This is a genomic window from Kocuria sp. KKT182, assembly GCF_055635395.1.
Genome location: NZ_CM145757.1, coordinates 2166754 through 2180861, shown reverse-complemented (window position 1 = coordinate 2180861; position 14108 = coordinate 2166754). Strand labels below are relative to the sequence as shown.

The 14108-nt window shown below is 68.6% G+C and carries 16 protein-coding genes; 13 read left to right on the top strand and 3 right to left on the bottom strand.

Annotation, left to right across the window (positions count from 1 at the left end; all coding sequences use genetic code 11):
* Positions 1-114 precede the first annotated feature (114 nt).
* Positions 115-405, top strand: a complete 291-nt coding sequence (locus tag ACZ2G1_RS10150; RefSeq protein ID WP_017834447.1) for a hypothetical protein — start codon at positions 115-117, stop codon at positions 403-405.
* A 334-nt stretch (positions 406-739) separates the two neighbouring features.
* Here ACZ2G1_RS10150 and ACZ2G1_RS10145 read toward each other — a convergent pair whose 3' ends face one another.
* The gene (locus ACZ2G1_RS10145; protein WP_258558830.1) at positions 740-862 is read right to left on the bottom strand and encodes a hypothetical protein; all 123 of its coding nucleotides are present in this window, start codon (positions 860-862) and stop codon (positions 740-742) included.
* A gap of 101 nt (positions 863-963) precedes the next feature.
* Here ACZ2G1_RS10145 and ACZ2G1_RS10140 point away from each other — a divergent pair, with 101 nt between their 5' ends.
* The 3 genes from ACZ2G1_RS10140 (at position 964) to ACZ2G1_RS10130 (ending at position 3134) form a co-directional block, all read left to right on the top strand.
* Positions 964-1788: a hypothetical protein gene (locus ACZ2G1_RS10140; protein WP_470376670.1), complete on the top strand. Its 825-nt coding sequence runs from the start codon at positions 964-966 to the stop codon at positions 1786-1788.
* Positions 1789-2487: 699 nt separating this feature from the next.
* A complete protein-coding gene (locus tag ACZ2G1_RS10135) occupies positions 2488-2772 on the top strand; it encodes a hypothetical protein (protein ID WP_017834449.1) in 285 nt (94 codons plus the stop codon).
* 2 nt (positions 2773-2774) lie between these two features.
* Positions 2775-3134, top strand: coding sequence for a DUF488 domain-containing protein (locus tag ACZ2G1_RS10130; protein ID WP_081615836.1), 360 nt, complete (start codon positions 2775-2777; stop codon positions 3132-3134).
* A gap of 65 nt (positions 3135-3199) precedes the next feature.
* Here ACZ2G1_RS10130 and ACZ2G1_RS10125 read toward each other — a convergent pair whose 3' ends face one another.
* Positions 3200-3619 (bottom strand): hypothetical protein, encoded by a 420-nt coding sequence (locus ACZ2G1_RS10125; protein ID WP_470376669.1) that lies wholly within the window; start codon positions 3617-3619, stop codon positions 3200-3202.
* A 209-nt stretch (positions 3620-3828) separates the two neighbouring features.
* Positions 3829-4872 (bottom strand): tyrosine-type recombinase/integrase, encoded by a 1044-nt coding sequence (locus ACZ2G1_RS10120; protein ID WP_470376668.1) that lies wholly within the window; start codon positions 4870-4872, stop codon positions 3829-3831.
* A 309-nt stretch (positions 4873-5181) separates the two neighbouring features.
* On the opposite strand from ACZ2G1_RS10120, the gene ACZ2G1_RS10115 reads away from it, so the two are divergent.
* The 9 genes from ACZ2G1_RS10115 to ACZ2G1_RS10075 all read left to right on the top strand — a co-directional run bounded on the left by ACZ2G1_RS10115 (position 5182) and on the right by ACZ2G1_RS10075 (position 14065).
* The gene (locus tag ACZ2G1_RS10115; protein ID WP_470376667.1) at positions 5182-6432 is read left to right on the top strand and encodes an ATP-binding protein; all 1251 of its coding nucleotides are present in this window, start codon (positions 5182-5184) and stop codon (positions 6430-6432) included.
* 1090 nt (positions 6433-7522) lie between these two features.
* On the top strand, positions 7523-8128 hold the full coding sequence (locus ACZ2G1_RS10110) for a TetR/AcrR family transcriptional regulator (protein ID WP_109221879.1): 606 nt from the start codon (positions 7523-7525) through the stop codon (positions 8126-8128).
* 5 nt (positions 8129-8133) lie between these two features.
* Positions 8134-9120, top strand: coding sequence for a DMT family transporter (locus ACZ2G1_RS10105; protein ID WP_470376666.1), 987 nt, complete (start codon positions 8134-8136; stop codon positions 9118-9120).
* Positions 9121-9375: 255 nt separating this feature from the next.
* A complete protein-coding gene (locus ACZ2G1_RS10100) occupies positions 9376-10230 on the top strand; it encodes an L-lactate permease (protein ID WP_470377721.1) in 855 nt (284 codons plus the stop codon).
* Positions 10231-10269: 39 nt separating this feature from the next.
* Positions 10270-10839, top strand: a complete 570-nt coding sequence (locus ACZ2G1_RS10095; RefSeq protein WP_470376665.1) for an L-lactate permease — start codon at positions 10270-10272, stop codon at positions 10837-10839.
* Positions 10785-11087, top strand: coding sequence for an FCD domain-containing protein (locus tag ACZ2G1_RS10090; RefSeq protein WP_109221876.1), 303 nt, complete (start codon positions 10785-10787; stop codon positions 11085-11087). Before ACZ2G1_RS10095 ends, ACZ2G1_RS10090 begins: the two co-directional genes overlap by 55 nt.
* A gap of 38 nt (positions 11088-11125) precedes the next feature.
* Positions 11126-12280, top strand: a complete 1155-nt coding sequence (locus ACZ2G1_RS10085; RefSeq protein ID WP_470376664.1) for an AI-2E family transporter — start codon at positions 11126-11128, stop codon at positions 12278-12280.
* A 269-nt stretch (positions 12281-12549) separates the two neighbouring features.
* On the top strand, positions 12550-12825 hold the full coding sequence (locus ACZ2G1_RS10080; RefSeq protein ID WP_146200272.1) for a hypothetical protein: 276 nt from the start codon (positions 12550-12552) through the stop codon (positions 12823-12825).
* A 196-nt stretch (positions 12826-13021) separates the two neighbouring features.
* Complete coding sequence (locus ACZ2G1_RS10075) at positions 13022-14065, top strand: NAD(P)-dependent alcohol dehydrogenase (RefSeq protein WP_470376663.1); 1044 nt, start codon at positions 13022-13024, stop codon at positions 14063-14065.
* The last annotated feature ends 43 nt before the right edge of the window (positions 14066-14108 follow it).

Below are 14108 nucleotides of genomic sequence, written 5' to 3'. Positions count from 1 at the left end.
GGTCGGAAGGACAGTGCCTTCCGGGTGCCGTCTCTGCCCCGGTGTGGCAGACGACAACCAAAACGCTCAGTCAGGAACACCCCGAGACAGGCGAGTGACCAGAAAGAGCCCCGATTGGCGACCCTGCATGCCTACCCTGTCCACCCTCTCGATCCCCAGGCCGGCCCCGCCTCGCACCGTGTTGAGCCCGAGTGGATCTACCTCGAGCCCACCGAGGCGTTCCCGGAGCACTTGGACGATCTGACGGTGACCCAGCTGCAGGTCCTGCACAGCCAGATCTGCAGCCAGCTCGACTGGGAATACCTGGCCGACCCCGCCGGACCGCACCCCATCACCCTGGACCGTCGCCGCGCGCTGATCGGCGCCCTGGATGCCCGAGTCGGAACCCAGGACCCGTACGGATGACCTGATCGGCCCCTGCCGAAGGTCCGGACACGGGCAAAGCCTGCGCCGTCGGGAACGTCGCGGCCCGGCCGAGAGCGGGGCGATACTCCCGGAATCGGTGCAAGCACCGAAGGACGACAACAAGGACGACGACGGCCGCTGGGGCAGCCGGCCGGCCTCAGGCGCCGTGGCTCACCTCGGGCAGGGAGTGGCTCGCGTACACTCCGGCCAGACCGAACAGGGCCAGGAACAGGAGGGCAGCCCCGGTGCCCAGGCGGCCTGATCGTCGTGGCGCTGTCCAGTTGGTGGTGCACCGAATGCCCGGTGAGGGTTTCGTGTTCTGGTGCGTGGAGGCTTATCCGCCCTGGTTGGTCCTGCCTGCTAAACGGTGCGGCGCGAGGGGGGCCCGGTCGTGTGCCGCGATGACGTCGCGCAGTTGGTCGAGGCGCCCCATGACGCCCATGCGCAGTGTGCTCATACCTCCCCGTGTGTGCGGGCTATGTGTTCCCGCGAACACGCGACCGGGGTTGGCTCCGACACAATGAACGGAGCTCCTCGCGCGCGGTTACGGTGGAAGCCATGCCGATGACCCACTACCGGCAGATGAGCCGGCAGCAGGCCGCGGCCGCACTGGAGGAGTTTCTGGACGAGCGCGGCCCGGCGCTGCGGAGTCTGGGCGCGGAACTGGCCGGGCGGGGACTCGACCCGGACGAGTTCCTCGATGCCACCCCAGGCTCCCTGACATCGCTGTGGCGCTGGATCGTTGACCGCCGGGCAGAGCTCATGTCCTCCCCGGTGGAACCGCGTGAGCGGTGGCCCTCGTGGGCTCGGCACACCGTGACCAGTGCGCGGGTGCCGTCACGGACGATGTTCTTGCTGTTGGACGGGCTGGTCTCTTATCTGGCCGTCGTCCTCATCGCCGGAGCCCCGAACGCCCAGTGGGTCATCGGTTCCCCACAGGACCCCGGCCATCATCTGCACCACCACCCGGTGCTCACCGGCAATGGGCACCAGATCTTCGTCCCGACCCTGCCGATGGCCGGGATGCTGCGGCTCAAGCGCGGTCAGCAGTCGCTGCGCGAGAGCGAACTGGAGCAGTACGCGGAGCGTGTGATCGCCGATCTGCGCACCGGTGCGGAGGTGGATCCACTATCGGAGGGATCCCCGGTGGTGGTCGTGGCTGAACCCGACGGGTTTGACGTCGGCGTGCATCCTGTTCTCGCCGCCCGTCGTACCTCCTTGGTGGGCATCATGGCGCACAAGCTCGCCGGCCTCGACGGTGTCGTGTCGGTGTTCCGTCGTGGTCCCGATGCGCTGGAAGTCCAGGCCCCGGACTGGAACTCCGATCAATTGGAGCAGTGGCTGAACGCCTGGATGAAGACCTACGGCCCATTCATCCGTTGAGCAAAGCTCGCCCGCTCTGCTTCCGTCGGCCGAGGGCCGCTGACCGCGGCGATGATCTTCGCCTTCGGCCAGGTGCGGCTGACATCGCCGGAACGGCCTGGGGGTCGGTGCTGTCGAGGCACCCACGGGGTACCTTTCGCCTCAAAAGTATTCCAGCAGCTCAGGGATCGGAGCGCCGGGTCTGTCGAGCACCAAGCGGGACGACATCCCCGGAACGGCTCCGACACCGGTCACGTCAGTCCGCTGGGCGAGCGGGGACGCGCCGGCGGGCATGCCCGATGCTTCAGGCGGCCCTTGGCTGCCGTCGTCCGGATCTCAAGCCCGGATACGGGAAGTTCTGGATATGAGAAGACTACGACAACTCATAACGATCCATCGACGTTATTGTACGAGAAGTTCCTCGTATGTCTTCGGTTGAAAAACCTGAACTTATCGCGCGTAAGACGCTGTGCATTGCGCAGGGACACCTTTTCTTCCAGGACACTCGTGGATGAGGAAACATGATTGTTCGAAATCAGCGCGTCCCTGCCCTGAAAGATTACTTCCGCCTGGGGGCGGAATAATTCAAAACTGGAGAAAGGGATATAGTCGGAAGGACAGTGCCTTTCGGGTGCCGACACGCCCCGAGATGGCGAACGACAACCGGAACGCCCAGTCAGGAGATCCCCGAGACAGGCGACTGACCAGAAAGTTTTTCTTGTGGCTAATGTGCAGACCTATCCTGTCCATCCTCTCGATTCCCTTGGCGACTGCGCCAAGGGGCCTGTCGCACCCGAGTGGATCTACCTCGAACCCACCGATGCCTTCCCGGAGAGCCTGGCGGATCTGACAGTGACGCAATTGCAGGTCCTGCACAGCCGGATCTGCAGCCAACTCGACTGGGAATACCTCACCGATCCGGCAGGCCCCCATCCCGTCACCCTGGACCGCCGTCGGATGCTGATTGATGCCCTGGACGCACGAGTCGGAACCCAGGAGAAATAAGCATGACCACTTATCACGTGCGGGTCCGGCGAGTCTATGAAGCAGCCTCGTCGGCCGATGGCACCCGTGTGCTGGTCGATCGCCTGTGGCCCCGTGGACTGAGTCGGAAGAAAGCGGCCCTCGACGAGTGGTGCAAGGCGATAGCTCCTTCGACATCGCTGCGCCAGTGGTATGGGCATGTCCCGGAACGTTTCGAAGAGTTCAGCGTCCGCTACCGCGCCGAAATGAAAGAACCCGAGCGAGCAGAAGCTTTCCAGCATTTACGTGAACTGGCGCAAAAAGGGCCGATCACGCTGCTCACGGCCACGAGAACCCCAGAGATCAGCGAAGCCAGGGTGCTTGCCGGACTGCTCCGGGGCTGACTCCGATCACCTCAAGGACCAGCGCCCTCACGCAACGGTCCCTCAAAACCTTGACCAAGGCTCCGTCAATTGATGTTCCGGACCCCTAGAAGGACAACGTGAATCCATCTGACGGTCGTCACACCGAGATCTTCGGGGGCGGACCGCGAAATGGCCACTGACAACTGACACAAGGAATACATTTCACGATGAACCCCAAGCTTTCCGTTCTGGTCCACATCGACCTGGACGGCCGGCACGTGAGACTGGACGTGGCCGGCACCCTGACTGAAACCAACCAACAGGCCCTGCCACCCTTGATCGCCCGCGCCCGAACCACGTTCCCGGAAGCCAGGTTGAGCGTGGACCTGCAGCGGGCCCAGCTGCGGGAACCGACCGCGATCGACGTGCTGGCCCGAAATCTTCGAAACGGTTCCTCGGGCACCGCTCCGGTGCAGATCACCGCCCCGGCCCCAACGATCCGCGACCACCTCGGTCACCAGCATCAGCACCTGCTGTCAGGGCGTCCGTCACAGCAACACGTCTCGCCCGGATCGCCCCCTCGAAGTCCCCTCCATCCTGGGAGGCAGCACTGCTCACGCAGGCAGGGCAGTGGAGCACCGATGAGGTCCTCAGCGGCCGGTTCACGTATCTGGCCGTCCTCCGAGATGAGAGTTCGGCCGCACGCACCGAACCCCGCGTCGCCCCACCCGGCTCATGTCACACCCAATGAGGGGGAGTCCGCTTGCCGGCGGTCTCCGGTGGAGGCACCGACGGTGGGCAGAGGGACGTCTTGGAGGTAGGTGAGGGTGGTGCTCACTGATCGGTGACCCAGCATGTGCCCCACTGCCTGCATGTCCCATCCTTCGCTGAGCATCAGGGTCGCCGCCGTCCGCCGCAGACCGTGGGGCACGACCGCTCGAGCGTGCTGAGGATCGGTGACCTGGGTGCGCTTCACGGCTCGTTCCACGAGGCGTTCGATGTCGCGCACCGCGAGGCGCCGACCGGCGGGGGACAGCAGCAACGGCGCGGGGGCTTCCTCGCCGAGCCGGGCACGGTAGACATCGATCTGCTGGGCCAGTTGCGGGGGAACAGGCACCACGCGCCCGCTACCGACCCTACCGATGACCTGCAGCCGGGCACCGGCGGCCGGGGAAGCAACGGTGTAATGGTCGATGTCGAGCCTGGCGACCTCTCCGGCCTGCAAGCCCAGCATCGTCAGCAAGCCCAGGGCAACCGTGTCACGGTCATGCTGCTTGTTGGTCTCTGCGGTGCCGGGTCCACACGTGAGCAGGGCGTGGGCTTGCTCGGCGCCCAAGGCGGTCCGTTCTCGCCGCAGCACTGCCTCCTCCGCCGGCACCGTTCGGGAGCCACGCAGGGGGGTCACAGTGGCCCACGATTGTTCCACGGCGTAGGTGAAGAACCGGGCGATCGACCGGCGCATCCGCAGGGTTGACCGGGAGACCGTGACCTCTGTGTCAGTGACGGGCCCGGGCACCCGACTCCTCTGCCCCAGCGCAGTAGTAGTGCGGGCGTGGTGATCCGTGCCGTGCGCAAAGGCCCGTAAGGCCTGATCGATCTCCTCCCCGGTGACCGATTCCGTGGTGTGCAGGACAGTACCGGGCAACAGATCCAGGAACCGTTCGAGGTCCCAGGTGTAGTTCTTCACCGTGGCCGGGGCCATGCTCTGAGCGCGCGCCTTCGCCCGACAGGCCTCCAGGTAGCGCTCCACCGCCTCGCGCAACGGCACCTCGGTCACCGGAGGAGGCAAGGCCATGGGAGTCCTTCGTTGAGCCGGGACAAGAACGCATGACCACCGGCCGGTCGATGCGCTGACCTGCCGCTGCGTCCCAAGAGATGTCTTATTCTCGTTAATACTACGACACGGGCTATGGTGGGAGGACCGGCTGGCCGTGCCCGCCGATCTCCGAAGCCCCGCTCCGTGCCGCCGCGCCGGCCCCAGGGTGCACAGCGGACAAGGCCATCCATGGCCGCACGGACGAAGAGGATCCCCGTCGCAGGTGCCCACGGGCGCGGACGCGAGCACCGACGTCCTGAGGAGGCCGTCGTGTCCCCATCACCCACTCTGTCCCGACAGGCCAAACAGCTCACCGCCGCCACCGGGGCCAAGCACACCACCTGCCTGCGAATCCTCGGGGCGACCGCCACCCGGGTTGCCGATCCTGCGGCCCGCCTGGAAATCGCCCAAGAGGTTCTTGTAGCCGAGACGGACAGGATCGGCGGCCTAGCCAATGCCTCGGCGCCGGTAGAGGGACCCCGTTTTGATTTCGACACCTGGTGGTCCACGGGCCGGCACCTAGGCGTCTACGGGCCCTCCGGGGCCGGCAAAACCGTGCTCACCCAGCACCTGGCCGCCACACTGATGGCCCGTGGCGTCGAGGCCTGGGCCATCGACTTCAACAGCGGCGCACAGAGCAGCTGGTCAGGGCTCGTTCGCTCCTGCGCAGGGCACCACGACCTCACCGAATTGCACGCTCTCCTGCAGGAAGCCGCCCAGACCTGCGGGGACCGAGTGTTGTTCATCGAAGGCCTGGCCTTTCTGGCCGCCGAATCCGCCGCACCGGAGGGCAGCACCATCCTGCGCGAGACAGCCCGGAAGGTGCGGGGACTGCTCGAGGACACCCCAGTAGGGCTGCGCATCGTAGGGACCAGCTACACCGCCACACGAGCTCGGGGACCGGCACTGGCCGCCCTGATCGAGATCGGCGACAAAATCATGCTGGGATCTGTCACCCCCGGCCAGGCCATGTCCCTCGGCGCACCCCAGAATGCCGGTGCGCCCCAGGGGCCCGGACACGGAATCTGGATCTCCGCGCACAGCCACGGCATCGTCACCCCGGTACCGAGACACTCCCCGTTCCATGCCGTCCGTGACTGGGACGACCTCTACGGTCCTCGCCGCGCGAGACCTTCCCAGGTGCCCAGGTGTGCCCCGGCGCACCGCATCCCGTTGCTGCAAGTAGGGGATCGGCTGCGCTTCTGGCGGGTGCCTCGCACCGTGTGGGAGGTGCGCGCCGTCGCGCTGAAACTGGGACAGGCCCCGGGGGCCGAGCATCCCGTGGTGGTGGCCACTTCTCACATGTTCGGCGAATCCTGGTACTTGGCCCTGGATTGTTGGCGCGGGCTGCGCAGTCAGCACGATTTGTGGGGCGATCCCGTGGTCAGCGACGACGACTGCCAGCACATCGCCGAAGCTCTCGCCGACGGGGCGATCGACTTCTTCGACTACACCGCGACTCGTCTGGACCTACACATGATCGAGCGCGACGGACAGGTGATCTGGGCCGACGAACACTGACACCACCGTGTGGCCCACCGTGGCCTTCAGGGGCCCGATCGAACGATCACAGACGACATCCGGCACCCGTGATTGACCTCTGGGGAGCCGGGATCTCGTGGGACTGGGCCATCCGGTCGGTACAGCGCAGGACTTCGGGCGCCAGCAGTTTCTGCCAGTGCAGGGGGCGTCCCTGGCAACGACGCTTGAAAAGAGACCAGGGCCGACCCTGCGGCTCCACGGTCCACGCTGTTGAGCCCGACGAACGCGCAAAAGCCATGGCCAATGTGGTCATTGGCCATGGCTTGCCTCAGTAGTTCTGCGGTGGATCGGAGGCGGGGAAAGAATCACGCCCCCACCGGTCGGCCTTGGCATCGTTCAACGCGTACCGCAGAGCGGCTGCCTCCGCACGCTGTATCAGTTGCTGGAGCGGAACCGTCTCAACTGCAGGGCGAGTCGCGGTGATCGTGCGGACGCTCGTGACCAAGGGCTTGTTCTCCTGCATTGGAACACCTCCTCTCCGAGGCCTTCACCATCTCGCATCTCGTCTCAGAAAGCACCCATCAGCGTGCTACAGGCCCCACCCACGGACCAATGCCGTAACACCGAGGCCTCACAACCTGATCGCAGCACAAGTGCAAAACGGGACTGCCCGGACTTCCGTTGAGTCAAGCAACCCGGGGTAGTCCCAGATGTCGTCTGATCTGGCCTGCATCTGATGTGACCTACAGGGATACGGCAGGTTCCCAAGCTCACGATCAGCAAGGGCTGGAACTGCCGCACCATTCGGTGACACCTGATCCCGGTTCAGAGCTCTTCCGCTTTACATATGGCCCGGATACCGGCCAACGAGTCGCGGCAGTTACTGCATCTACTCCCACATCCCCTCCGGCTTCCTGAATCCGCCGCGACTGAGAACCGGCCTTGCGTCCCACATCCTGCACGTGGCTGCCGGCGTGGCGCAGCCTGTTGGGCTGGGTGCGCGAACTCCTGGCCGGACCAGCCAGCCCGTGGCGAGGCGCACTCGTTACCTCAAGACCGTGCCGGGCTGCACCAAGGTTGTCGCCACCTCCTTCTTAGGTAGACTGCTCTACCTAAGAAGGAGGCGAGCATGACGACACCACAGCACAGTCCCGCGCAGCGCCGCGGGTCGGCCCGACAGCGGCTGCTGGAGGCGGCCGCGGGCCGGTTCTACGCCGAGGGCATCACGGCCACCGGCATCGACGCGATCACCGCCCAGGCCGGGGTGGCGAAGATGAGCTTGTACAACAACTTCGCCTCCAAGGCCGCCCTGGTGCAGGCCTATCTCCAGGACCGGCACGAGGAGTGGCTGGGCCTGTACCGGGCCCGCCTGGGAGAGGCGTCCACGCCCCAGGAGCGGGTGCTGGCGGTGTTCGACGCCTACCTCGATCACGCTGGTCTCGCCTACGATCACGGTTTCCGCGGCTGCGGGTTGCTCAACGCCGCCGCCGAGCTGCCCGCCGGTGATCCGGGGCGGGCGGTGGTGCGCCGGCACAAGGAGCAGGTCGAGGACCTGTTGGTCGAGCACCTGGGCACGCTGACCGATCCGGCCGCGGCCCGCCAGTTGGCGGAGCACTTCAGCTTCCTGCTGGAGGGGGCGATGGCCCGGGCCGGGCTGGAGGGCGACCCGGCACGCCTGATCCATGCCCGGACGATCGCCGGAGGCCTTCTGGCCGGACTGGGGGCGGGGCGGTGAAGGGCGTGGCCGGGGGGATCGTCGCGGTCCTGATCACCGCGTTCCTGTGGGGCACCACCGGTACGGCGGCGACCTTCGCCCCGGAGGCCGGCCCCTTGGCGATCGGTGCCGCCGCGCTGGGAGTGGGCGGACTGCTGCAAGCAGGGATCGCCGTGCCCGCCCTGCGCCGGGCCCGCCCGATGCTGCGGGCCCACGCGAGGCTGGTGGCCGTCGGGGCCGGTGCGGTGGCGGTCTACCCGTTGGCGTTCTACTCCTCGATGCACCTGGCCGGGGTGGCCATCGGCACGGTCGTCTCCCTGGCCTCGGCCCCGCTGGCCTCAGGGGTGCTGGAACTGATCCTGGAGCGCAAGCCGCTGAGCCGGTGGTGGGTGCTGGCGGCGGTGCTGGGCATCACCGGCAGTGCCCTGCTGTGCCTGTCCAAGACCGGTCAGACGAGCGGGTCAGCCACCGACACCGTCACCGGGATCGGGCTGGGCCTGGTGGCCGGGGCGACCTACGCCCTGTACTCCTGGGTGGTCCACCGGCTCATGGGCCACGGGGTGGACCGGGCGGCGGCGATGGGTGCGGTCTTCGGGACCGGCGGGGTCCTGCTGCTGCCCGTGCTGGCCGCCACGGGGGCGCCCCTACTGGCCTCGAGCCAGTCCTTCGCCGTGGCCGCCTACATGGCCCTGATCCCGATGTTCCTCGGCTATTACCTCTTCGGGATCGGGCTCACCCGGTTGCGCCCGAGCACGGCAACCACCCTGACCCTGACCGAACTGGCCGTGGCGGCACTGCTGGCGGTCCTCGTGGTCGGCGAACAGCTCGCGGTGCTCGGCTGGATCGGGCTGTCAATCCTGGCCGCCGCCCTGATCGTGCTGGCGCTGGCACCGACCAACACCACCGGACCCCGACCAGCCATCGCCGGCGCTTCCGGCGAGAGCATTCCCGCCGGCACGAGCCCAACCACCCAGAAAAGACCGGCCCAGGCCGCCCCGGCACTGCTGCCATGACGGCGGCGCCGGCACGGGGCCGGTGCTCCTGAGCGAACAGGACGCTGAACCGCACCCGGATGGGCGATGGTCTCCGCAGGCAATGAGGGTCCCATCGCCGCTTTACATATGGCGGACTACCGGGCGGGCTCACGAAGCGGTGGCGCAGTAGGAGTTGCCCTCCGCATCCGTGATCACCCGGACGCCGTCGGGGCGTAGCATCGGCCGGTGACAGCGATCTGACAGGAGAAGTGTGGAGGTGGGCCGCCGTTGGACGTGCTCATGGCGGCCCTGCCCATGGTCCTGACCTCAGGTCTGCTCCTCGTGCCGGCGCCGCCATGGGTGGCCCCCGCGGCCGGACTGGTCTCAGCCGTGGTGATCGGCCTGGCCTGGTTCGGCACCCCTGTGGCGGAGGTGTCCTCGGCCTTCGGCGAGGGCTTCTGGATCCTGGTCGAGGTGCTGGCGATCATTGCCGGCGGGATCCTGCTCTCCCGCGTCATGGACCGGACCGGCGCTCAGGAGAAGCTGGCCCGGTGGCTCTCGGACGGCGGCGGCCCCACGGTGCTCTCGGCGCTGCTCATGGTGCACGGGGTGGTGCCGTTCATGGAGACCGTCACCGGGTTCGGCGTCTCCGTGATCATCGGGCTGCCGCTGCTGCTGTCCCTGGGGTTCACGCCGTTGCGAGCGGCCTCGCTCTCGCTGGTGGCGCTCATGGTGGGCCCGTGGGGCTCCATGGGGCCCGGCACGCTCCTGGGCTCCCAGATCGCCGGCGTCACCCTGCACGACCTCGGGGTGGCCTCCGGAGTCCTGAACGTCATCGCCTTCCTGGGATCCGGTGCCGTGGCCGCGGTCATCGCCGGCCGGGGACTGCCCACCTCCCATGCCCGGGCCCGGGCCCGGCCCGCTGACTACGGGGCCTGGATCGGCATGGGACTGGCATCGGGCGTGGTGCTGTCCGCCCTGGTCCTCGCCGCCAATCTGGCGTTCGGCACGGCCGTGGCCGGTGCGGTGGCCACCCTGGTGATGTCCGCGGGCTGGGCCGGCGTGATCAGCCGCGGACGGATGGGGCCCGTCCCGGCCCGCGCCCTGGTGCCGTACCTGGTGCTGCTCGGAGGCACCATCATCGGGTAGCTCCTCGAAGGCCTGCTGCCGCCCGGTGAGTTCGGCGCGGTGCTGGGCTCGCCGGCCCTGTGGTCCATCACCGGCGCCCTGGTCGGCGTCGTCGTGCTCTCCATGGACAGGGAACACCGGCGGCGACTGCCGCGGGAGATCCGCCGGATGTGGCTCCAGGTGGCGGCGCCGACCGGCCTGTACCTGGTGCTGGGCAGTGCGGTCTCCGGGGGCGGGCTGGCCGAGGCGCTGGCCGCGGCGCTGACCGGGCTGGGTCAGGCCTACCTGTTCCTGGTGCCCATGGTCGGTGGTCTGGGGGGATACATCACGGCCTCGGGCACGGGCGCCAACGCCATGTTCGGCGGCACCCAGGACGCAGCCGCGCATGCCCTCGGCATGGACCCGCTGTGGATGATGGCCTCCCAGAACGTGGCGGCCGGACTGGCCTGCCTGGCCAGCCCGGCGCGCATCGAGCTCGCCTACCGGATCGCCGGCCCACTCCAGCAGAAGGACACCCCCGGGCCCGTCCTCACCCGCGGGGCCCTGGTGGCGAGGACCCTGCCCTTCGTGCTGGTGTGCTTGGTGCTGTGGGGCATCGGGAACATGCTCTGGATGCCGGTGGCAGGCTGACTCCCGCTCCGAAGTCCACGCTGTCGACCGAGGACCGGAGGGACGCCGCCCTGGACGTGCACGAGCGGCTCGTGCGCGCCATCGAGGACCAGGACGAGCAGACCGCGCGCACCATCGCCCGCGAGCACACGGAGGCCGCCGGTCGTGCCGCGTCGTCGAGCCGTCCGTCCTGCGGTCGGCATCGACCGGGAGCGTCGTCGGGTGCCGTCCGGGGTCTTGGCATCGATGAGTCCGTGGGCGCATCCTGAACCCAGGCCAGCGGCGAAGCGGGGGAGGGGCGATTCCGGTGACGCGTCCACGGCATCGCAGGACCTCGCACCCTCGTGATCTGTGGGCGGACCCGCTGGGTCGGGCGACCACCCGGGCGCTGCAGGGGCTGGTGCTGCTGAGCGCGACGGTGGTGGTGGTCTACGGGCTGATCCAGCTCAAGCTGGTGGTGATCCCGCTGCTGATCGCCACGGTCCTGGCCGCCGCGCTGAACCCCCTGGTCGCCTTCCTGCGCCGGCACCGTGTGCCCGGGGCGCTGGCGACCTGGATCGTGTTCGTGGCCGCGATCGTGGTCCTGGGCGGGGTGGTCACCGGCATGGTCTTCGCCGTGCGCGGCGAGTGGGCGGAGCTGGTGGCCTCCGCGGTGGGCGGGCTGGACCGGTTGCGCCAGTTCGTGGTGGCCGGGCCGATCCCGGTCGGCCAGCAGGGCCTGGACGAGGCTCTGACCGCCGTCGTGGACTTCACGGCCAGCCCCAGCTTCGGTGCCGGGGCGCTGCTGGGGATCTCCGCGGCCACCCAGGTGATCACCGGAGCGGTGCTGGTGGCCGTGATCCTCTACTTCTTCCTCCAGGACGGGGCCCGGATCTGGGCGTTCGTCCTGAGCCGTTTCCACGGTGAGACCCTGGAGAAACTGCTGACCTCGGGCACCACGACCCTGCACGTGCTGGGCGGCTATGTGCGCGGCACCGCCGTGGTGGCCCTGCTGGAGGCGGTGGTCATCGGGGTCACCCTGCTGGTGCTGCGGGTGCCCCTGGCCCTGCCCCTGTCGGTGCTGATCTTCCTGGGCGGCTTCATCCCCATCGTGGGAGCCGCCCTGATCGGCGGCGTCGCAGTCCTGGTGGACCTGGTGGCCAACGGCCCGGTGGTGGCGCTGGTGGTGGTGGCGGTGGTGGTGGCCATCAACCAGCTCGACGGGAGGGTGCTCCAGCCGATGGTGCTGGGCCGGGCCCTGAGCCTGCACCCGCTGGTGGTGCTGCTCGCCCTGGCCGCCGGCGGGATCCTCTCCGGTGTCGTCGGGGCAGTGCTGGCCGTCCCGCTGACCGCGGTGGGATGGGCTCTCATCCAGATCTGGTTCCCGAACCCCCGAAACTCCGATGTCCTGTCCCGGCCGGTTGCGCGTCCCGGCGTCCGGCGGCCGGACCCACCGGCCCCGGACGCGCCCGTCGGCGGGTGACGGCATCGGGGTGCCGCTGGACCGGCAGCGTCACCGGAGGACCGGGGCGGATGGACGCCGCCGACGTGTCCCCTTGCGGACCGGTCCACCGCCGGGCGGGGCTTTCCTGCGGTCAGGGCAGCAGCCGACTGGATTCATGACGGCGTCCTGTCGGTATGAGTCGGTGATCTGGGCGGATGCACATCCGGATGTTCTACGGTCGCGAGACCTCCTCGGGGAGGTCAAGCAGCAGGCCCCTCGGGGTGGCCTTGCGATGAGAGGTCCCGGCCATGAGCCGTTCTGCATCCGTTCTCGTGCGCACCGACCGCACCGGCCACACCGTGACCCTGATCGTCACCGGGGAGCCGACGGCCACCGACCGGCAGGAACTGACCCGGATGAGCCAACGGGCCCGCGACCTGTTCCCGGACACCACGGTCACCGTGGAGCTCAGCTCGACGCCGCCTCCCAGCACCGAGGACCCGCAGCGGGAGAATCCTCATCACCGCGGCGACGGTGAGCCCGAACGCAGCATCACCCCCGGGCTGCCACCAGCCGCGGTGTGAACGCGGAGGCACCGACCCTGGGGTGCTCTCCCGGTACGCCCTTCACCAGGGACTCCCTGAGTCCTGCCGTTCCTGATGAGGTGGTGCAGTCGCCGATCCGTCGGGTCCTTCCCGCACGCTCGGGCGACTGCGCGGACGGGTCTCCCACCACGTCCGCCCGATCCGTTCCGCTGCCCCACCGCATCAGGAGTTCCCCTTGCTGACCGTCAACGCCTACGCCGCCCCCTCCGCCGACGCACCGCTGGAGCCGACCACGATCACCCGCCGCGAGGTGGGCCCGAACGACGTGCTGATCGAGATCGCCTACGCCGGGATCTGCCACTCCGACATCCACACCGTCAACGGCGACTGGGGGCCCCAGCACTACCCCCTGGTGCCCGGCCACGAGATCGTGGGCACCGTCGCCGAGATCGGCCCCGAGGTCACCGGCCACGCCGTCGGGGACCGCGTCGGGGTGGGGTGCATGGTCAACTCCTGCGGGCAGTGCACCAACTGCCGCAACGGGGACGAGCAGTACTGCGCCGAGGGCATGGTGCCCACCTACGGCGGGGCCGACCGGGACGGCACCATCACCCAGGGCGGCTATTCCACCCACGTGGTCGTCGACGCCGGCTTCGTGCTGTCCGTGCCCGAGTCCCTGGACTTCGCCGCGGTCGCCCCGCTGCTGTGCGCCGGGATCACCACCTACTCCCCGCTGCGCCGCTGGGGCGCCGGCCCGGGCCGGAAGGTCGCCGTCGTGGGCCTGGGCGGACTGGGGCACCTGGCCGTGAAGATCGCCGCCGCGATGGGCGCGGAGGTCACCGTGCTCTCGCAGTCGCTGAAGAAGAAGGAGGACGGGCTGCGGCTGGGTGCCGAGCACTACTACGCCACCTCGGACCGGGCCGCCTTCGAGCAGCTGGCCGGGTCCTTCGACCTGGTCCTCAACACCGTCAGCGCCGTGATCGACGTGGACGCCTACCTCTCCCTGCTCACCGTCGACGGGGCTCTGGTCAACGTCGGGGCCCCGGCGGAGCCGCTGAGCCTCAACGTCTTCTCCCTCATCGGCGGTCGGCGCACCTACGCCGGGTCGATGATCGGCGGCATCGCCGAGACCCAGGAGATGCTCGACTTCTGCGCCGAGCACGGCATCGTCCCGGAGACCGAGCTGATCTCCGCCGACCGGGTCAACGAGGCCTACGAGCGGGTGCTGGCCTCGGACGTGCGCTACCGCTTCGTCATCGACGCCGCCACCCTGGTCTGAGCCCGCGCCCAGGCGCTGGGCCTGCGGATCCCGCCGCCCGGAC